This window comes from Capsulimonas corticalis (assembly GCF_003574315.2).
GTDB lineage: Bacteria > Armatimonadota > Armatimonadia > Armatimonadales > Capsulimonadaceae > Capsulimonas > Capsulimonas corticalis.
On the sequence record NZ_AP025739.1, the window covers coordinates 5,716,840 to 5,737,532 of the forward strand.

The 20,693-nt window shown below is 56.8% G+C and carries 20 protein-coding genes; 19 read left to right on the forward strand and 1 reads right to left on the reverse strand.

Annotated features, from left to right (window positions below; all coding sequences use genetic code 11):
* Positions 1 to 2: 2 nt before the first annotated feature.
* From D5261_RS24550 to D5261_RS24640, 19 genes are all read left to right on the forward strand, one after another.
* Positions 3 to 1,655, forward strand: coding sequence for a hypothetical protein (locus tag D5261_RS24550; RefSeq protein ID WP_125205785.1), 1,653 nt, complete (start codon positions 3 to 5; stop codon positions 1,653 to 1,655).
* On the forward strand, positions 1,655 to 3,319 hold the full coding sequence (locus tag D5261_RS24555) for a hypothetical protein (RefSeq protein WP_119319496.1): 1,665 nt from the start codon (positions 1,655 to 1,657) through the stop codon (positions 3,317 to 3,319). The genes D5261_RS24550 and D5261_RS24555 overlap by 1 nt, the downstream gene beginning before the upstream one ends.
* 11 nt (positions 3,320 to 3,330) lie before the next feature.
* Positions 3,331 to 4,836 (forward strand): MptA/MptB family glycosyltransferase, encoded by a 1,506-nt coding sequence (locus tag D5261_RS24560; RefSeq protein WP_119319495.1) that lies wholly within the window; start codon positions 3,331 to 3,333, stop codon positions 4,834 to 4,836.
* A gap of 424 nt (positions 4,837 to 5,260) precedes the next feature.
* Positions 5,261 to 5,446 carry a Flp family type IVb pilin gene (locus tag D5261_RS24565; RefSeq protein WP_119319494.1) on the forward strand — a complete coding sequence of 62 codons (186 nt, stop codon included), beginning with the start codon at positions 5,261 to 5,263 and terminating at the stop codon, positions 5,444 to 5,446.
* Between the two features lie 140 nt (positions 5,447 to 5,586).
* Entirely contained in the window at positions 5,587 to 5,769 is a 183-nt protein-coding gene (locus D5261_RS24570; RefSeq protein ID WP_119319493.1) for a Flp family type IVb pilin, read from the forward strand.
* 68 nt (positions 5,770 to 5,837) lie between these two features.
* The gene (locus D5261_RS24575) at positions 5,838 to 6,026 is read left to right on the forward strand and encodes a Flp family type IVb pilin (protein ID WP_125205784.1); all 189 of its coding nucleotides are present in this window, start codon (positions 5,838 to 5,840) and stop codon (positions 6,024 to 6,026) included.
* A gap of 156 nt (positions 6,027 to 6,182) precedes the next feature.
* Positions 6,183 to 6,713 (forward strand): TadE/TadG family type IV pilus assembly protein, encoded by a 531-nt coding sequence (locus D5261_RS24580; RefSeq protein WP_119319491.1) that lies wholly within the window; start codon positions 6,183 to 6,185, stop codon positions 6,711 to 6,713.
* 11 nt (positions 6,714 to 6,724) lie between these two features.
* Positions 6,725 to 8,353: a pilus assembly protein TadG-related protein gene (locus tag D5261_RS24585; protein ID WP_119319490.1), complete on the forward strand. Its 1,629-nt coding sequence runs from the start codon at positions 6,725 to 6,727 to the stop codon at positions 8,351 to 8,353.
* A gap of 6 nt (positions 8,354 to 8,359) precedes the next feature.
* A complete protein-coding gene (locus D5261_RS24590; protein WP_165863912.1) occupies positions 8,360 to 8,899 on the forward strand; it encodes an A24 family peptidase in 540 nt (179 codons plus the stop codon).
* Positions 8,900 to 9,144: 245 nt separating this feature from the next.
* Complete coding sequence (cpaB, locus tag D5261_RS24595; protein ID WP_119319488.1) at positions 9,145 to 10,149, forward strand: Flp pilus assembly protein CpaB; 1,005 nt, start codon at positions 9,145 to 9,147, stop codon at positions 10,147 to 10,149.
* Positions 10,150 to 10,203: 54 nt separating this feature from the next.
* A complete protein-coding gene (locus D5261_RS24600) occupies positions 10,204 to 12,222 on the forward strand; it encodes a type II and III secretion system protein family protein (protein WP_125205783.1) in 2,019 nt (672 codons plus the stop codon).
* A gap of 6 nt (positions 12,223 to 12,228) precedes the next feature.
* On the forward strand, positions 12,229 to 13,479 hold the full coding sequence (locus D5261_RS24605; RefSeq protein ID WP_119319486.1) for a CpaE/TadZ family protein: 1,251 nt from the start codon (positions 12,229 to 12,231) through the stop codon (positions 13,477 to 13,479).
* 245 nt (positions 13,480 to 13,724) lie between these two features.
* On the forward strand, positions 13,725 to 15,014 hold the full coding sequence (locus D5261_RS24610; protein WP_354673136.1) for a TadA family conjugal transfer-associated ATPase: 1,290 nt from the start codon (positions 13,725 to 13,727) through the stop codon (positions 15,012 to 15,014).
* 12 nt (positions 15,015 to 15,026) lie between these two features.
* Positions 15,027 to 16,019, forward strand: a complete 993-nt coding sequence (locus D5261_RS24615; RefSeq protein ID WP_119319485.1) for a type II secretion system F family protein — start codon at positions 15,027 to 15,029, stop codon at positions 16,017 to 16,019.
* 105 nt (positions 16,020 to 16,124) lie between these two features.
* Entirely contained in the window at positions 16,125 to 16,967 is an 843-nt protein-coding gene (locus D5261_RS24620) for a type II secretion system F family protein (RefSeq protein ID WP_301002208.1), read from the forward strand.
* 123 nt (positions 16,968 to 17,090) lie between these two features.
* Positions 17,091 to 17,708: a DUF6262 family protein gene (locus D5261_RS24625; protein ID WP_119319483.1), complete on the forward strand. Its 618-nt coding sequence runs from the start codon at positions 17,091 to 17,093 to the stop codon at positions 17,706 to 17,708.
* 71 nt (positions 17,709 to 17,779) lie between these two features.
* Positions 17,780 to 18,256, forward strand: coding sequence for a GNAT family N-acetyltransferase (locus D5261_RS24630; protein WP_119319482.1), 477 nt, complete (start codon positions 17,780 to 17,782; stop codon positions 18,254 to 18,256).
* Positions 18,257 to 18,336: 80 nt separating this feature from the next.
* Positions 18,337 to 19,326: a Gfo/Idh/MocA family protein gene (locus D5261_RS24635; protein WP_119319711.1), complete on the forward strand. Its 990-nt coding sequence runs from the start codon at positions 18,337 to 18,339 to the stop codon at positions 19,324 to 19,326.
* Between the two features lie 5 nt (positions 19,327 to 19,331).
* Positions 19,332 to 20,312, forward strand: a complete 981-nt coding sequence (locus D5261_RS24640) for an aldo/keto reductase (RefSeq protein ID WP_218025481.1) — start codon at positions 19,332 to 19,334, stop codon at positions 20,310 to 20,312.
* A gap of 85 nt (positions 20,313 to 20,397) precedes the next feature.
* Here D5261_RS24640 and D5261_RS24645 read toward each other — a convergent pair whose 3' ends face one another.
* Complete coding sequence (locus D5261_RS24645; RefSeq protein ID WP_301002210.1) at positions 20,398 to 20,559, reverse strand: hypothetical protein; 162 nt, start codon at positions 20,557 to 20,559, stop codon at positions 20,398 to 20,400.
* Positions 20,560 to 20,693 lie beyond the last annotated feature (134 nt).

A 20,693-nucleotide genomic window follows, 5' to 3' on the forward strand; every position in this document is an offset into this window, starting at 1 on the left:
CTTTGAAAATATCCGTTTCCGTTATACTCCTGGGACTGGCGCTGGCGTCGTTCGTCATCGCATTGTGTTTCAATCCAGAGCCGGCGACGGACTTGTTTTGGCAAATGCGGACCGGTCGGCTCATCGCCTTGACGCACCAGTTCCCATATCACGACACCTACTCCTGGTCGCGCCGCGGAACGCCCTGGATCGTTCACGAATGGGGAATGTGCGTCCTTCTGTGGAAGCTCTTCTCGGCGGGCGGCTACGCCGCAGTCTGGATATTTGAAGTCGTCATCCTGCTGGCGACATTCTGCGCATTCTATACGATCATGCTCCATGAGACCGAAGGCTCGCCGATCATCGCCTTGGCGATGTCGATCTGGGCGGCGTGGATGATGAGCACGCTGATCTCTCCCCGTCCGCACCTGATGACCTATCTGGGATTCACGCTGCTGCTCGGCGTCATTTTGCAGTCCAAGCGCGCGGAAGCGCCGAAGCGCCTTCTTTGGCTCGCTCCGATCATCTGCGTGATCTGGGCGAACTTCCATGCGGGGGTCATCTTTGGCGCGGCGATCCTCGCGGCGTTCGGCGTGTGCGATCTGGCGGACGCCCGGTTTGGCGGCAGCTCCGACGACTCCGACCGGCGCGGCCGCTTTGCCGCGAATGGACGCCGGGAATTACTCGCGTCGGCCGCCTGTTTCGCCGTGATGCTCGCAAACCCGTACGGCGTTCGCATCTTTGAAATCTTTCGCGCAACAGTCGGCGACAAGACGATGCCGGAGTTTATCAATGAGTGGCAGGCTGTGAACTTGCACAGCGCCATCGGACACTCTCTCGTGTTTTTGATCGTGATCTGCGCGCTTGGACTGGCGTTCTCCCGGCAGCGACGCGACTTCGCGGAAGTGGCGATCTTTATCGCCCTCGCTTATTTCGCGCTGAATACGAATCGGAATGTATCGCTGTTCGCCCTTGCCGCCGGACCGCTCACGGCGCGTCATCTCCAGTCCTCAATCGAGCGCGCCATGGAGATGCTCTCGCCAAAATCCCATAACGCCGCCGCATTCTTTGGGCCCGCCCCGCCCATCCCAATCACATTGGCCCTGGGGATCCTCATCACGTTCTGCTCTTTGGCGTCCGCCGTCAAAAGTTACGAGGTTAGCAGAGATTCGAGCGTTGGACCAGTGGAATCGGCGGCGCATCAGGCGTTCTTTCTCGATTATTTCCCGATGGCGGCCTGCGATTTTATGGAGCGCGAGCGCTTTCCGCTGACTGGGCGAATGTATAACTCTTACAATATGGGCTCTTATCTCGAATGGCGTATTCCACAGTATCCGGTCTTCATCTCCACGCAGACCGACGTCTATTTTGGTGAAGTCCTCTCAGATTACGCCGCTATCAGCGCGCAGCCCTACGCCTGGAGACAAACGCTGAGCAAATATCACCCGGATTATATTTTCACATCGGCCGACGCCATTCAAGCCAGGCTCTTCATCCATGCGCCGGAATGGAAGCTTGTGTACGCGGACCGCCCCGATCTCGATGTGGACAATGGGCATCTCAACGCCCTGATTTTCGTGCTCGACCGTCCAGAAAATAAAGCATTGATCGAGCGCTGTCGCGCGGACTGCCCCACCGCCGTCGCTGTATCGAAGTCATTAAGCGAGGCGCTGTGATGCCCCCTTCTCTCAATCGGCCGATCCCGTGGATTCTCGGACTGGTCCTGATCGTCTTCGTCGTCTCCCTTTGCTTTAATCCGGCGGAGTGCAACGATCTGTTCTGGCAGATACGCACCGGCCATGACATCGCCGTCACCGGGCATGCTCCGCATTCCGACACATTCTCATGGACTCGGTACGGGACGCCCTGGATCGCGCATGAGTGGCTTTGTTTCTTGCTGATGTGGAAGCTCATGCAGATCGGCGGCTTTTCGGCGATCTGGATCGCCGAAAGCGCCATGGTCGCTCTGACTTTCATTGTCGTTTACATTCACATACTGCGCGAGACGGAAGGCAGCCCGATCACGTCGTTTCTGCTCGCTCTGTCGGCGGCGATTGTGTCCTGCGGCTTTTTTCAGCCGCGTCCCCATCTCTGGACATATCTCTTTCTCGCGATTACGATCGCCACGATCATGCGCCTAAGAAAGCCGGATGCTTCCTGGAAAAACTCATGGCTGCTGCTCATCGTCTTCTTGATCTGGTCGAACGTCCATGCCGGCGTGATTGTCGGCGTGGGAATGGTGTTTGCTTTCGCCATCGGAGACGCGCTGCAAGCCTGGAGTTCGCCCGCCGAGCGCGGCGATCTTCTGGCGCGCGCGAAGCGCACCGCCCTCCTGGGAATCGCGTGCGCCGCCACGACATTCTTCACGCCGTACAGCTGGCATATTTACGAAAACATGGGGGCGACGCTCGGCAACACGACGATGCTCAACATTGTCAGCGAGTGGGCGTCGCCAAACTTTCACGACGCGGACGGCAAAGTCCTGGAGGTATTCCTGGGACTTCTCGCCTATGGCGTAGCGTTTACGCGCCGGAAGCGCGAATGGGCGCCGATCCTCATCTTGATTTTGCTTGTCCACGAAGCGCTCGCCGCAAGCCGTAACGTCCCGTTGCTGGCCGTTGCCGGAATGATGCTGATTTCGCCCGACATTTATTCGGGAATCAAGAGGCATTTGCTGACTTCAAGAGACGCCGGCGCGTCGCTCTTCGCCGCCAGCCCCACCCTGGTTTCCGTGATCGCGGTGGCCGTGGCGATCGTCGCCGCGTCCGCAATGCGATCCGCGTCCGCATTGCAAAACATCGGATACCCCCACGAGCCGCTTGCTCCCCGAATCGCCACGGCGAGCTACCAACTGGGATCGTTTCCCTCCGCCGCATGCCGCTTTATGGAAGCGGAGCAGTTTCCAGCTTCCGTGAAAATCTATAATATCTACGATATCGGGGGCTACTTGATCTGGCGACTGCCGCAGTACCCGGTGTTTGTCGATGGCCGCGCGGACGTCTATTTCGGCAAGACGCTGGAGGATACGAATAAGATCTACAGTTTGCCCTACAATTGGCGCTCGCTCATGGACAGTTACGGCGTCGATGTGATCTTTACGACCGCCACGCAAAATCAAACGAAAATCTATTTGGACGCCCCCGATTGGGCGCTCGTGTACGCGGACCGGGCGGCGCTCGCCGGCAGCCCCAAGAGCAAATCGACTAAGGTCAATGCGTTGATATTCGTCAAGCGGCTTCCTAAGTACAGCGCCCTTATCGCGCGCTGCCGCAGGGATTGCCCGGCCATATCACAGATGCAGGCGACGCCAGCGCCCTGCAATTACGCCGCATTGCAGTAGGAGCGTCCGAATTGACCGAAGCGCCTGCGAATCTTCGCGTGGATCGTCCGCTCCACTTTCTGATCGCCCTGTTCGTTCTGGAGATCGTTGCGTTCGCGCTCCTTCAATACGGCGTTCCGACGGGGCTTCAATCGCTTTGGGCAACCGGTAAGCTGGACACGCTCCCGTTCGCGACGGCGTTGTTCGGTCACGCCGTACGGCCGCTAACGCCTGGCGCCTTTCGCATCGCCTTTCGCGTGCTTCTCGTGGCGCTGTACGCCGTCTACGCCGCGATTTTACTGCGCCTGAGCGCCAATTCTTCCATCACACCCCGGCGAGCTCTCACCATTGTGATCGTCACGGGCGCGGCCATCGCAATTCTCTTTCCCGCATCTCTTTCATCGGATTTGTACTCGTATGTCGCTTATGCAAAGCTGCCTGGATATCACCTCAACCCCTACTTCCATTCTCCGCGGGTTTTGATTGACGCCGGGGATCCGATGGCCGGGTTCCTGCCGCGATCGATACGCGATCCTTCGAAACATCGCATCGCCTGGGATATCCCCACCGTCTATGGACCTGTCTGGACAGCGCTTTCCATCGGGGTCGTGAGAATGATCGGGGCTTCCCAACTGTGGCTGGCCCTGCTCGGCATGAAGCTGATTGAGCTGGGCGCTTTGATGGTCGCATCCATGAGCGCGGGACGGATTACGCGGCGTCAATATCCTGACCGGATCGGAGCGGCGATTCTCACCATAGGCCTGAATCCCCTCGCATTGATTGAGGGTGTCGGCTCCGGACATAACGACCTGCTGATGATCGCGTTCGCTCTTCTGGCCGCCGCATTGCTCCAGGAGCGAAAACCATTGCTGGGCGGACTGGCGCTGGGGGTGTCGATTGGGGTGAAGTTTGTAACCCTTGCCCTCTTGCCGTGGCTGCTGATCGATCTGTGGAAGTCATCTCAGCCGAAAATGGCCCGGGTATCGGCAATGGCGGCGTTCTGCGCCGGCGCCGCTGCGCCCGTCATTCTTTGTTTTGCGCCGTTTTGGCATGGGCTCGCAACGCTGGGAGCGCTCGCGAACCGCAATCAAGTGATCCAGAAAGCCGGCGCTTCGGCGACTGATGCTTCTCACGGCTTACATCACGGCGTTCTTTTCTCAGCTTTGCATGAACATCAAACGATCTTGATCCTATATGCGGCGCTGACAATTGCCGTGGCCCTCTTTCGAATCCGCGACGGCTGGGTTTGGGCATGGACAATCTTTTCGTCAGCTTTCATCTACTATTCGATGGGCATCTGGTTCCCCTGGTATCTGCTTTGGCCGTGGCTTGTGATGCTCGCCTGCGGGGCGCGAACGCCGGGGCGCGCCGTCATTGCCTTTGCCATCGGCGCCGTGGCGCTGACGCTGACGACATTTTACACCATCGCCTCTGGAGCATACGCCCTGCGGCTTTTAGAGGCCGTCTTCTACCTTTGCGCCGCAGGCTCCGGCCTCTATTTCATCGGGATTCTTCGGCGGCGCAGGGTAGCGGAATGACCATAGGACAATAGTGGGATTTTCAAAAATTCCTTCTTTTCTCAGTCGAATTGTCACGCAGGATGCGAAATATTAACCGTATATTAACCAAGCAGACAGCAACTTCGGACGCAGTGTTGACCTTCAAAACTCAGCGAAAAAAAAATTAGCAAAAATACTGAGAAAAATGTGCGGATTAAGCAAATAGGCTGTATAATGAACTCGGCAGGGGAAAGAGAGCGAAGCGAGCAGACACCAAGTTTGTAAGCAGACTTCCGTCCACCAGACTGGATATTTATCCCTCTGTTCGCCATTCTCATTTTCGCCAGCCGGTACTTTTACGGTTGGCAAAGCCGAACCGCCGAAATTTGACGGTTTGGAGTTCGCAACAATATCCCTTAAGGGATTAGACAAAAAAGCCCAAGGGCTAAGGAGTTTCGTTCAAATGATCAGCACCCTGAAGACTGTCACCAGCAAGTTCATCCGCGAAGAAGATGGCGCGACCATGGTCGAGTACGTCCTGCTCGTCGCTCTGATCGGCGTTATCGCGATCGGCGCTATGAAGTTCCTCGGATCCTCCGCGGGCAACAAGCTGAACGTCGTCTCCGGCAACGTTACCTCCAGCAACTAATCTCAGTTCGTTCTACTCCTTCAGCCTCTCTTTACCAAAAGAGAGGCTGAAGGCATAATTTCTACCGGCGTCTTTCCAACCATCGCCGCCACTATATTTGGCGAGCATGTCGCGCCTTTGATTAATGTAAAGCTCCATTCATGCAATCCACCAAACAAATCGCTCTGAAGTTCATTCGCGAAGAAGATGGCGCGACCATGGTCGAGTACGTCCTGCTCGTCGCTCTGATCGGCGTTATCGCGATCGGCGCTATGAAGTTCCTCGGATCCTCCGCAGGCAACAAGCTGAACAAAGTCGCCGGCAACGTCACATCAAGCAATTAAACCGGCATGGTTTGCTGTTGAACGAATTTATTTAGCACTGCTCAGACATGGATATCGGAGATATTAAGATGACGTCCCTCAACTCGTTTGTAATGGAATTAGCAAGCAATGAAGATGGGGCGGTTGTCGTGGAATACGTCTTTCTTCTCATCTTCATCGTGATGGTCGCCCTCGGCGCGATCAAAACGTTCGGCGGCTCCGTCGTGAACAAGATGGGCGATAACAACAACAGCGTGTCCAGCGCATTCGGTCCGTAGTCATACTTTCAAAGCCGCCGGATCCGTAAAGGATTACGGCGGTTTTGATGGTATGACCCTGATTGAAAAACTTTTAGATAGGGTACTATCGTTCAGTTCTTGTCGTTCGCCGCATTTTGCGGCTCTCCTTGCTTACCTGCTAGAAAGAGAATATTCATGAGAAAATATTCGCGTGTAATTCTCGACTTGAAATCTCATCGACACGCCCGCCACAGCCGAGGCGCACTTGTCGCAGAAATGGCAGTCTGCCTACCGATCCTAATCTGGCTGACGTTTGCGATTATCGAGTATGGCATCGTTATTAACACAACGATTACTCTCACGCAATTAACACGAGATACTGCCCGTTTTGTCGCGATCCACGGTGGGGAAGCGACAACGGCGGATGCTTCTGCTAGTACTACCGGCAGTATAAGAGCATTTCTGCAAACCGAATGCAGCGGCACATCTATTAACTATTCAGATTTGACCTTGACAGTGGGCACACTGACTGCCCCAGGCGTCGTGACCCCTAACAACGCATCCGCACGGACTCAAGGCAGTACAGAAACCGTTCAAATCTCTTACCCGCTCGGTAAAAAGATTTCCGTTTCCGCAAAGTTCATTCCTGGGCTTTCCGCGTTCATTGATCCTAACGCCCCCTATGTCAAAAGATCCTCGGTAATCATGGAAAAGGTTCCAGGTTAGGCGCAAAAAATATGTCAAGCGTAATAAAAACGAGAGTATCATCCCAACACAAGGGATTTGTAATCGTGTGGGTAACTCTGGGCATTACAGGCCTTATGGGAATGGCTGCGATCGCGATTGATGTGAGCATGTGGTATGCTCGAAAAGCAGATCTGCAAAAAACGGCGGATAACGCGGCTCTTGCCGGTGCATACACACTCGCTCACGGCGGCTCAACATCCGATGCGGTGGAAAAGGCCGCGCAGATTGCAGCCCTTAACGGATACGCCATAACAATGCCGGTCGATCATACCAATCCCGATGGGGATTCTCACTCAGATATCACGTATCCGGTCACCGGACACAGCAGTTGGTTTTCTGTTCGAGTGCAGACGAACGAAATGCCTTATTTCGCGAGAGTGCTTAATCATGGCGTTCAGCATCTCCAGGCATCGTCGACGGCCGAGTATCAATCCTACATTGATGCTCCCATTCCCGTTCAGGATGCGGGATATAATGGTCTCAATACCAACTACTCTCTATTCGGGCCTTACGCATGGAGAGCATATGGCGATCAGTACAGTCCATATTACGAGAGTACAAATGCTCCTGCTGTAAAATACGCCAACGGAACAAGTGGTCCACGCCAGCTCAATGGGGATAACACAAAGAACCCAAACGGCTATGATTTCACGATTTCCGTTCCAAATGACTTTGCTAGTAAAAATCCTGGTAAGAAACTCCAAATAGATTTATTCGATCCTGACTGCTATAACAACGGGAATGCTACCGATGCAAGTCCGATTACCAAGGACGCTAACGGAAATATCACAGGTGGTTCTATAGACGAAATCCGTGATGGCCAGTCAGGCAGAACGGATAATTATACAAAAACTGATTTCAAAGTTGTATTTACACCCGACAATCCAGCTTATCCAGATCAGACAGTGGCAGACCAGGTTTATTGGAAGGATACTGCAACGGATCTACAGTGGGTTACTCCACCTGGGTTTAAGTTCGACCCAGCAACGCTAGTCAATCAGTATGGCCCTGGACGCTATCACTTAGAAGTTGACTCGATTGACGGCTCAAGTGAAAATGGTTTCAACATTCGATCAGGCCCTGAAGTCGCTACTAGTGATACGAAGACGGTGACTGTAGGTAGTCAGCAATATGTACTCTCAAATATCACGGAAACGGCTTGGCATAATAAATACAGTGGCGATCCGGCGACGGCAAGCGCCGGTAAAAACGGCACTAGCGTCGCCGCACATGGCCGTATTCCATTGAACTTCAACACTAATGGTGAAGCTGACATTTCTCTGGGCTATGTACCAGCGAAAGCCGCAGGAACCACCTTTTATGTCGATCGCTTTGATACAGACATTGCGCCTTCTGGACAAAGTAACATCAAAGTCACCTACACTTGCGACGCATATGGTAGCTCCGACTATCCAAATGTCGCATTTGGATCCTTTTCTCCTTCTGTCTGCAATAATACAGTTGTGACAGATAACATCTCGTTGCTGGCCAATTATCCAGGCGGTAACTGGACGGCTCACTATTGGGCGGGCGGTCAGGACTCCTCAACATGGACGTTGCGCGCCGATGTTCCTGGCGGCAGCATCAACTTAGTTGGTGACACCGGACGGCTATACTAGATGCTTATGATGCATGATATTGTGATTCCACTTCTTCTCAGTATAGTTTTGCTAGTCGCTGTGATTACCGATTTAGGCAAGAAGAAGATCTATAATTGGCTCACATTCCCAGCAATAGTGATGGGAATAATTCTCAACACAGTCTCGCATGGCTGGCACGGGCTGTCGTTTGCCTTCTGCGGAATGGGCATCGCCTGCTTGTCCCTGTTTATCACCGGCGGCATGAAATTCGGCGATATGAAGCTGTTCATGGCGGTGGGCGCGATGACCGGGCCGGGATTCATGCTTTGGGCGCTGCTGTGCACGTTTGTGATATCCGGTGTGTTAGGAATACTCTATGCCTGGAAAAAGGGGGTTCTTGGCTATACCGTCAAGAACACTCTTACCGGATTGCAACTGCTGCTCACCTTGAAATCCCTGCAAAGCCTCAAAGCCATGTCGAACGCATCCAAAGCCGGATATATGGCCTATGCGCCTTCAATCGCGCTCGGCGTCGCCGCAGCTGCTTATCTGATCAAAACAGGCGCAGTCGTAAAACCTTTTTAAAATCCCTCGCGATTAAACGAGCACAATGTTAGTTCTCGTGTTATAATTCAGAACGAGAAGATGCCGTGAAGTGCTTTAGACGACGTTCAGATTAGTTGTAACCACTCCCACATCAAACCTCGTATCGCCGAGACCGCAATCGTCTGGTTCATCACACAGCAACACGATTTTCGGCGCCATCGCCCTGACGATCTAAACCCGCGAGCCGATCGCAAACAGAACACTATCGATAGGATTACAGCAATATGTCCACTCCTTCCGACAAAACACTTCGCCTTGAGCGCACGAAGCTCAACCCGCAGGGACCCAAGGGGCGCAACACAACGCTGATCATCGCAGTGGTCGCTGGAGCGGCGGCCGCTTTGCTGGCGTTTTTCTTTTTGAATAAGCCGGCGGCTCCCACGGCGGCCCCCGCTCCGGTCGCAGCGCCGACGCTTTCTCCGATCGTTGTCGCAAGCAAGGACATCCCGGCTCGTACGATCGTCACGAACGATATGGTGAAGATTGATAATGTCCCCCAATCCAAGCTCACCGGCCAGGAATCGGCGACGCCCAACGATGTCCTTGGCAAAGTCGCTTCCGTTCCGATCGCCGCAGGATCTCCGATCCTGAACAACGCCGTGATGGCTAAAGACCCGGGCATCGGCCTTGCCTACGCGTTCCCTGCGACTTACCGTGCGATGACCGTCGCGCTGGATCCGGTCAGCAGCGTCGCCGGCTTCCTCAAGCCGGGCGATCATGTCGATGTCCTGGCTACGTTTGACGCTGGACACGGGCAGTCGCTGACGCGAACCGTATTGCAGGACGTGACGCTGCTCGCCACGGGCCAGCAGGCAATGCAAAGCTATTCGGCGGGCTCCGGCGGAGTTCTGAACAATGGCGCCAACCCCGTCGCTTCGGACGGCACAGCTCCGAAGGCTCAGGATATCCCGAACGCCACCATGCTCGTGTCGCCTGGAGACGCGCAAAAATTAATGCTGGCCGCCTCCAAGGGTAAGCTCATGCTGACTTTGCGACCTGCCGGCGATACTGTCAAGCAGGATATCCCTTCCGTCCGCCTCAGCGCGGTTTCCACGGTCCCGCCGGACTATGGCGCAATGCCGCGGCCCGCAGCGCCTTACACGCCTCCGGCTCCGCCCGTTCCGCCGCTGCCCGCACCCACCGCCGATAAGTCATTTCTGGCGCCGATGCCCAGCACCATCACGGTCATCCGCGGTTCAGATGCTAAGTCGGTGTCCGTCGGACAGTAAGTTTCCCGCCGAAAGCTGTGTTTTCAGACTGCAAACGCGGCGAATAAATTGGCGATGGCGGCAAGCGCCATCGCCGCGACGAGAGATACAATTTCAAAAATGAACCAAACACGGAATACATGCGCAATCCTTGCATTGACACTGACGACCCTCCCCGCTCTGACGCTGACGGCAAATGCCGCCGCGCAAGTCGTGAAGCCAAGTTATCGTCCGGCGCACACCCGCGCGGTAACACGTCGTGTTCACTATCGCTCCTGGCGCCACCGCCAGCGCCCCCAGCCGCTCAGCGCCGCCGCAGTCGTGGCCACGCCATCGACTTTGCCCTCTCTGGCTGGGTGTTATGATCCTAAGGCGAGCACGCTGCGTATTTCGTCGCGATTGAGCCCGGCGCCGATCATCCCGCTTTTGCAGCCTGCGCCTCCCGCTCCAATGCCGATGGCGACGGGAACAATGGCCGCTCCCGAGAAGCCAAAGACGATCGTCAAAACGCTTCATGTCGGCGAGTCGGATGTGCTGGAATTCGACGGGATTACGACGACCGCTGTTGGCGATCCCGCCGTCGCGGACATTGTCCCCCTCTCCGCTCGCCGTTTGCTTATCAACGGCAAGGGCGCAGGCAAGACAACGATCTTTGTTTTTGATTCGCGCGGCAAAAACGTCGTGCGCGTCAGCATCGAGCCGGGTCAGAACATGATCCCGATTGCGCAGCGCATCGAGGAAGAAATCGGCATCCCCACGGTTACCGTGCGCGCCGTCAACGACACCATCTTCCTGGAAGGCTCCGCCCCCACGCAATCGGCGTCCGCAATGGCCGAAGCAATCGCCACTGCCTACACCGCAAAGGTCAAAAATTTGCTGGTTGTCGGCGAACAGACGCATGTCCTGACACTTTCTGAGCGCTATGAGAAACTGCTGTCGGAAAACTTGGCGAATTCGGGCATTCAAGTAAGCGTGATTGATGAGAAGACAATTGCCTTGACTGGTAAGTATGCATCTCCCATTGGATCGGCAGGCACGCAGACCTTCAGTGGCGACGTTGAAGGATCGACCAGCACGGCTGTTAAGAAATACGTGGATCCGCTTGAGCGCCTGCTTGCATCCTTGCCGACAGAGCTAAAAGTCGTCAACCTGATCAATTTCCAACAAAGAGAAGCACAGCAGATTCTGGTGCGAACCCGAATTATCGATATTGATCGTAACTCGACTAAAGATCTTGGATTGGACTGGGGCGCAATCAATTACTCTGGCGGTACAGATGGTGGTCGCGTCACTTTTTCTGCGCCGACTCAGCCAATTGTATTTGGGCAAGCGGATTCTTCAAACACTGGCAATTTGCTGACAGGCGGCGGAAATCTTAAGCGTCTGCAACCATTTGGCGCGTCGCTTTCGGCTTTAATTACAGAAAACAAAGCGCGAGTTCTTTCCGAACCCAGTATGCTTGTTCTAGACGGTAACGAAGGTAGTATCCTCGTCGGCGGCGAGCTGCCAATTCCCGTCATTCAGCCTGGATCTGGTAACGCCACGACGGTTCTTTATCGACCATTCGGTATTCGACTTAACGTGGCTCCGACAGTCGTTTCGGAAGATACGATACAGCTGACGGTTACGCCTGAAGTCAGCGAGATCGACAACGCGAATGCGATTATCTCCAACTCGAACCGTATTCCGGCTCTATCCGTACGCCGCGAGACTTCGACATTGCAGCTGAAGGATGGTCAGACGTTAGTGATCGGCGGACTTTACTCCAACGAAATGTCACGTGTTGTCAAACAAATTCCGCTGCTTTCCCAAATACCGATTCTCGGTGAGTTCTTCAAATCTACATCGACCTCAAAAAAGGCAACAGAGTTGATGGTTCTTGTTGAAGCGCAGATTGTGAAGCCCACCACCAAGGGTATTCAGCCTCCGACACCCGGCAGTCTGGAAAACCTTGGCATTGAAAAACCGCACATTCGCCGTCACGAATTTGACCAGGACTTCCCGGATATCCAGAACTTCCTGCGCCCGGATCCGGAGCGGCCGAAAGAGCCGGACTACATGCCTGACAAACCGACCACGCCTGATGGAAAGTAACTACTTATGATCCGTGTACTGATAGCGGACAGTAATCCTCCCTCGCGAGAGCAGCTTCGGGCGCATTTGGCGTCCGATGCGGAGATGGAGATTGTCGGATTGGCGCGGGATGGGCAAGAGGCGCTGCAGCTTGCCCACCAGTTCCGGCCCGATGTCGCCCTCCTCGCTGCTGATCTTTCGGTCCAGGACGGATTCCAAACGGCGGAGTATTTGGCCGGCGTCGGATACCTTCCGACGCAGAGCATTATTCTGTCGGGCACCAACAGCGTCGACCAGCTCCGCCGCGCCATGCGCAGCGGAGCCCGCGAGCACTTGAGTCTTCCTGTCAATCGCGCTGATCTGGTCAAGACGGTGCGGGAAGTCTATCAGGAAGAGCAGCGGCGGCACACGCCGTCCTTCGCTCAGGCCGCGGATCCTAAAAAGACGACGAAAGTGATCTCGATCACGGGCGCAAAAGGCGGGATCGGGAAAACGACGCTCGCCACCAACCTGGCGATCTCGCTGGCGCAGGAAACACGTGAGCCGACGATTCTGATCGACCTGTACGTTCAATTTGGCGATGTCGGCATGCTGCTCAATATGGCGCCGCAGCGCACCATTGCTGAGCTTGCGACTCTGGATCCTTCCGAAGTCGATGAGCAGCTGGTCGCCGACTGCATCGCGCAGCACGAATCCGGCCTGCATGTGTTGTTCAGCTCAAAAACACCGGTGGCGCTGGACTCGATCACGGTCCCCTGCATCGAAAATGTGATCGGTCACTTGAAGCAGCACTATCGATATATCGTCATTGATGTGCCGCCCATTCTTCACACGACGACGCTTTATGTCCTGGCCCACGCCACGACAGCGCTGATTGTCGCCAACTTGTTTGACCTCACGACGGTGAATGACACGCGCCAGCTGCTCCAGACCATTCAGGGCAAGTATGTGGCGCGCGAAAAGATCAGCGTCGTCCTCAACCGGGTCTCGAAGCAGAATCGACTTCAAGTCTCCGATATCGAGTCGACGCTTGGCTATCCGGTCAGCGCGCAGATCCCGAACGATGGCATGGTGGTGCCAGGCGCCGTCAACCAGGGAATGCCGTTCGTCGTATCACAGCCCAATACCGCCGTGTCGCAAAGCATCCGCCAATTCGCGCGTTCGCTGGCGGGAATTGTCAACATGGAAAAGACCATGATGATGAGCGCCGATGAACTTGCCGGCGGGCGCAAGCGCGGCTTCTTCTTTGGCGGGCAGGCAGCCCGTCCCGAAGGTTAAACAACATGGCATTTTTTCGCAAGCGAGACGATCAGCAGCAGCCGCCGGCGGAGCTCCCTCCCTATGAGCCGCCGCCGTCGCGCGCGCTGAACCTCGACCCTACCCCCGTCGAAGCGCCCTTGCCGACATTCTCCGTCGCGGACCGCTTGGCTTCCGTGATCGAGGCGGAGGGAGCGGACGATACGTTCTTCAATATGCGTCGTCACGGCGGCGATTCCGGCGTGTCGCTTCCCAGTCAGTCGGCCATGGAAGGCGAACACGCGGTTCCGAACGCCGAAGAGCTCACGGAGCTCAAACAAAAAATTCACCGGCGATTTGTAAAAGAGTCCGAGGACGACATCGCCGCGGTAAGCCGCCTGTCTCGTGAGGCGCTGACGGAGCAGATCCGCGCGCAGACGAATCAGGTCATCCAGGAAGAAGGGGTCACCCTCCCCCAAACCCTGCGCCGCCAGCTTTTGGACGCCGTCGTCAGCGAAATTGTCGGCTTTGGTCCTTTGGAAGCGCTGCTGAAAGACGAGAACGTCACGGAAGTTATGGTCAACAGCGCCCATCAGATTTATGTTGAGCGTAAGGGCAAGCTTACCCGGGCCGTCGAGACATTCGAAGACGACGCGCATGTTTTGCGGATTATCGAGCGAATCGTCGCGCCGCTCGGACGGCGTATCGACGAAAGCTCGCCGATGGTCGATGCGCGCCTGCCTGATGGATCCCGCGTCAACGCCATCATCCCTCCCCTGGCGATCAAAGGCCCATCGCTCACGATTCGAAAGTTCTCGAAGGACCCGTACAAGTCCGATGACCTAGTCCGCTTTGGAACCGTCACGCCCCAGATGGTGGAGTTCCTGCGCGCCTGTGTCTATGGACGTTTGAACATCATTGTGTCCGGAGGAACGGGCAGCGGTAAAACGACCACCCTCAATGTCCTTTCGTCGTTTATTCCCGACGACGAGCGCATTGTCACGATTGAAGACGCGGCTGAGCTTCAGCTCCAGCAGGACCATGTCGTGACGCTGGAAAGCCGCCCCTCCAACTTGGAAGGCAAGGGCGAAATCTCCATCCGGCAGCTGGTCAAAAACTCTCTGCGTATGCGTCCCGACCGAATCATCGTCGGAGAGTGCCGCGCCGGAGAAGCGCTGGACATGCTTCAGGCGATGAATACCGGTCACGACGGTTCGCTGTCCACCGCGCACGCCAATACCCCGCGAGACGCCGTCGCGCGTCTTGAGACCATGGTGTTGATGGCGGGGACCGCGCTTCCGGTCAAAGCGATCCGTGAACAGATCGCCTCCGCCGTTCAGCTGATCGTTCAGCAGGGACGACTTCGTGATGGAAGCCGCAAGATCACGCACATCACCGAAGTTCAGGGGATGGAAGGCGAAGTCGTCGTTCTTCAGGATATTTTCCGCTTTGAGCAGCGCGGCGTGGACGCGAACGGGAAAATCATCGGCGAGATGCGCCCTACGGGCCTGCGTCCGAAGTTTATGACGACGCTGACCGCTCAGGGCATCAACTTTCCGAAAGACCTATTTCTTTAAGGAGTATCGCACATGTCGCCACTCATCATCGTCGCAGCAATATTCGTGGTGACCTGCGGCGGTGTGTACGCAATCACGGAAGTCATGGCGCAGCGCAGCCGGCGCGTGCGTGAGCGTCTCAGCAACATCACCGGCGGGTTTACTTACGGCGCCGCCGGCGTTCTGGAGCCCATGGAAGAACCGGCCGTCGCGAAGAGCATGTTCTCGTCCGCCGGCGGAGATATCCTCCCGACGGTTTCCGCCTACCTTCAAGGAAGCAACCTCGGCCGCGATCTGCGCATGGCGATGCACCGCGCGGGCATTAAGCTTCGCCCGGCGGAGTTTGTCGGGATCTGTATCGCCTCCATCATCGGAATGGCGATGATCGGTCTCTTTCTGACGAGCCGTATCTGGATGGCGCTCGTCATGGGCGCAGTCGGTTATATCGTGCCCGTCGTGATGCTCAAGATGAAGCAGGAGACGCGCCGCAAGGATTTCGACGCTCAGCTGCCGGACGCCCTCACGCTGATCTCGTCCTCGCTTCGGACTGGCTACTCGTTCACCAGCTCCTGCGAGATGATCATCACCGAAATGCCCGCTCCTATCTCGGAGGAATTCGCCTGGGCGCGCGGCGAGGCTCAGCTCGGCGTCCCGATGGAAATCGCGCTCGGCCGCATGGTGGACCGCGTCAATTCGTACGATCTCGACCTGGCCGTCACCGCCGTCTCGATCCAGATCCAGGTCGGCGGCAACCTCGCGGAGATTTTGGATACGATCGCGAAAACGATTCGTGAGCGCGTGCGGATTAAGGGCGAAATCAACTCGCTCACCGCCGAAGGCAAGCTGTCGGGCGTCATCGTCTTCCTGCTGCCCATCGTCCTCGGATTGTTCCTGAACCTGCGCTCGCCGGACTACTTCAAACCCATGCTTGAAGATCCCATAGGCATGCCGATGATTATCGCGACGTTCGTCTTCCAAGTGGTTGGCGGCTTGATTATCAAAAAAATGGTCGCTATCGACGTCTGAGGCACGAAACCTATGCTCCTTGCTATCGCACTTTTAATCTTTGTTGGCACCATGGCTCTGGTGATCGGTCTGGCTTCTCCCAGTCAGGATCGAAATCAGCTAAACATGCGCATCAGCAATATCGCGCGCACGATGGACGACGACACCACGATGAAGTCGCTGCCGGACTCGGAGCTGGACGAATCCTTCGGCCAGCGCGTCGTCCGACCAGCCCTGCGTCAGCTCGCGAGCGTCGCCGTAAAGCTAAGTCCCAGCGGCGCCAGCGATGCGACCCGCTTGCTCCTGATACGCGCCGGCAATCCGGGCAAGATCGGCGTTATGGAGTTTATGGGCATTAAGCTCATTTCATTCGTTGTTCTTGCAGCCGGCGGTTTCTACATCTCCACCATCATCGCCAACGACATGCTGACGAGGGTCGTGGTCATTCTCTTCGGCGCCGTCGCTGGCCTGACGCTGCCCGACAGCGCGATGCAGCAGATGGTTGGCGCGCGCCAATATCAGATCCGGAAAAAGCTTCCGGACACCATCGACCTGCTCATTGTCAGCGTCGAGGCAGGCCTGGGATTTGACGCCGCGATGGCGAAAGTCGTGGAAAAGGTCAAAGGGCCGATCTCGGAAGAGTTTGGCAAGGCGCTCGACGAGATGCGGGTCGGTAAGACCCGCGCACGAGCGCTAAAGGATATGGCGATCCGCATTGAGATCGCCGAAGTCACATCGTTCGTCGCCGCGATCTATCAGTCGGAACAGCTCGGCGTCAGTATCGCCAGCGTGCTGCGCGTCCAGAGCGAAAGCATCCGAATCGCACGCACGCAGCAGATCCGTGAGGCCGCGGCGAAACTGCCCGTCAAGATGCTCTTCCCGCTGATTTTCTGTATCTTTCCGGCCATCTTCACGGTCCTTCTTGGACCGGGCATCATCAGCATTATGAAGGCGTTCCGAACCATGTAATCGGTCGCCGACGGAAACAAAAGCGCAAAAGCCGGAGGGATTTCCCTCCGGCTTTTTGCATGTTCGAGGCGGGTAGTGTATAATTGTCGCATTGAGTTACTCTGGGAGACGCACCGTAAGACAATGGCCAACTCTCGCGACGACGCCCCGCGTTCCAAACAAAAACAAATCCGTATCCCCGGCGTCAAGCCCGCCGATCCCAAAGACCGCGCCGCTCAGGTCGCGCAGGCGCTCCGCGACCTGGAGAGGATCGGAGCCGCCTTCTCGGTGACCGATGTCTGCGATCGCACCGGCATCTCGCGCGCGACGATCTATCGGCATAAGGAGCTTCGCGACCTGATCGGCGCGCGCGGCGATGCGCCGCGCAAAGTCGACGCCGCCGTCCACGAGAAACTGGAGTCGCGCCACCACACCATGAAGGCGAAGGCGCGCGATCTGCGCCGTCAGCTTGCCGAAACCGAAACCAGCTGGGAGGTGATGCGCGAGCGCGCCCTTCAGGCGGAACGGCGGCTAGGCCACGCGGAGCAGCGCATTGAAGAACTGAGCCAGCAGCTGGCGCGCGCGACGCAGACTAACGGCTCCTCGCATGCGCTCGATCAGGTCGCGCGCGAACTTGGCGCCGAAACCGTTCGCCGCGCCAAGCGGCAGCTCGCGCGCGCCCTCCATCCCGACCTGTTCGCCAAGGATGCGGCGGCGGCGGCGCTGGCGACAGAAATTTTGAAGGCGCTCAACGCTCTCTGAACTCCCACCCTGCCCCGCCGTCTTATCGATCGATCTCATATTCCACCGACACAATCACAGGAGCGTCACCCATGGCCGATCTGCTTGTCCCGCTTTACCGTTTGCCCGCGCGATCCGAGGGTGAGGGATCGCTGAGCGATCAAAATATCTTGATCCGCCGTCCCAACACATTTGAGTACACTCCCGTGATGGAGTTTATCAAGAGCAATTTTTCCCAGGGCTGGGCGGACGAGATGGGCGCGACCTTCGGGCGTCAGCCAATCTCCAGCTACATCGCGATTGAGAACGGAAAGACCGTCGGATTCGCGGCCTTCGATTCGACGCGGCGCGCTTTCTTCGGTCCGACCGGCGTCGCCGTCTCGCATCGCGGCAAAGGCATCGGCAAGGCGCTTTTGATCGCCAGTCTCTGGGGGCTCGCCGATCTGGGATACGCCTATGGAATTATCGGCAGCGCCGGTCCCGTCGAGTTTTATCAAAAAACGGTCGGCGCAATCGTAATTCCCGACAGCTCGCCAGGCGTCTATGCAAATCTTCTGGATCGAACCTGACTTTCCCGGGTCACGATGCAGGATTTGCGCGCGCACTGTAGAACAATGGGGCGTTCCGAAACGGACAAAGGAGCTTGGACTTGACCAATACAAAATTTCGCTGGGGCATCATCGGCCTCGGCAGCATCGCCGGCCAGTTCGCAACCGGATTACAGTCGGTTCCCGACGCTGAGCTGGCGGCAGTCGCCTCCCGCACTCAGGAGAAAGCGGACGCGTTTGGCGAGAAGTTTGGAGCCGCGAAGCGCTACGGAAGCTATCGCGAGCTGGCCGCCGATCCAGATATCGACGCGGTTTACATCGCGACGCCCCACCCGATGCACGCCGAAGATTCGATCCTCTGTCTGGAAGCAGGCAAGGCCGTGCTGACGGAAAAGCCGTTCACGATCAACGCCGCGCAGGCGCGTGCGACCATTGACGCCGCTCGCGCGAACAACGTCTTCCTGATGGAGGCGATGTGGACCCGCTTCTTCCCGGTCATGGTCAAAGTGCGCGAGCTGATTGCTTCCCAGGCGATTGGCGATCTGCGCATCGTTCAGGCGGACTTTGGCTTCCGCGCGGGCGTGAACCCGGAAGGACGTCTCTTCAATCCGGCTCTGGGCGGAGGGGCGCTGCTGGATGTCGGCAGCTACTGTGTTTCGCTGGCGTCGATGCTGCTGGGCGCGCCCGTGCAGACGACCGGAGTCGCCCATATCGGCGAAACCGGCATTGATGAACAGGCGGCCATGCTGCTGCGCTATTCCGAAGGTCAAATCGCCGTTCTCTCCACCGCCGTACGGACGAATACTCCGCAGGAAGTCTATTTGATTGGGACCGAAGGCAAGATCCATATCCCCTCGCCCTGGTGGAAGCCGTCCAAGCTGACACTCTCCCGGGATGGCCAGGAGACCGAAACGCTGGATCTGCCGTACGAAGGCAATGGCTACAACTATCAGGCCGTGGAAGTCGCGGAGTGCGTGCGCGCCGGCAAAACGCAGAGCAGCGTCATGCCGCAGGACGAAACGCTCCGCATCATGGAGACCATGGACGCCCTGCGCGCCCAGTGGGGTCTCAAGTATCCGATGGAGAATTAAGCAAGATGGCAATGGAATACAGCGAAGTACCAGGTGTCGACAAGCAGGTGTCGCGGCTCATCCATGGCACAATCACGCTGTCTCCGGACGCGGTAGAGGAAGGCTTTGCGCTGCTCGACGACGTGTACGCCCTGGGCTACAACACGTTTGACACGGCGCATGTCTACGGCGGCGGCCATAATGAGCGGCTCTTCGGGCGCTGGATCCGTGAGCGAGGCATCCGCGACCATGTGGTGATCCTCGGCAAGGGCGCTCATCACAATCAGGATCGCCGCCGCGTGACGCCATACGATATCACCGCCGACCTGCACGATACTCTGGCGCGCATGCAGGTCGATCACATTGATATCTACATCCTGCACCGCGACGATCCCAATGTCCCGGTCGGTCCGATTGTCGAAATCCTCAACGAGCATGCCCGCGCCGGAAAGATCGGCGCGTTCGGCGGATCGAACTGGACCTCGGAGCGGATCGCGGAAGCAAATGAATACGCGGAGAAGAACGGCCTGACGCCGTTCATCGTGAGCAACCCGAACTACAGCCTCGCCGAGATGGTAAAGGAGCCGTGGGAAAACTGCGTCACGATCAGCGGCCCCGCAGGCGCCCCGTCGCGTCAATGGTATGGCGACCACGGGCAGATCCTGTTTACCTGGTCCAGCCTCGCCGGCGGATTCTTTTCCGGACGGTTCCGGCGCGACAACCTGGACCAGTTCACTTCGTACTTCGACAAGCTCTGCGTGGAGTGTTACTGCTACGAACAGAACTTTGAGCGGCTGGAACGGGCCGAAAAACTCGCGATCGAGAAAGACGCCACGCTCGCGCAGATCGCTTTGTCGTTCGTCCTGAACCAGCCGCTGAAGATATTCACACTCGCGGCGGCCGGCAACAAGTCCGAAGCGCAGGCGAATGTGGACGCGCTCGCGATCAAGCTTACGCCGGGCGAACTCGCGTGGCTCGACCTGCGCGCCCACTCGCCGGTGGGATAGTCCCGGTTTTCTTCACTGATGTTACGCGCCAGGCGCCGACCGCACGGTGCGTAACATCAACTTTTAGGTCATCGCGGAAACTCTTCTAAGGGCCAAGGTTTGTCCAGCCAAGGTAATCGTGTACGGCGTAGCCGGCAAACGATGGCCTTGCCTGAAAGGCGGACAAATCGCCGGACAGCACATTCTCCATAACGGCGTCCCCGCTCCCGTAGAACGACACGGCGCTTCCCGCATTGGTCGTCTCCACTCCAATCCACACTGGCTTATTGTGCGCCGACGCGTACGCCATCTCCGTTTGAAGAAAGTTCGTATCGAACGCTCCTCAAACAGACTAAAAATCTATGTATCACACACATATTAAATTACCATTCAGAAAATAAC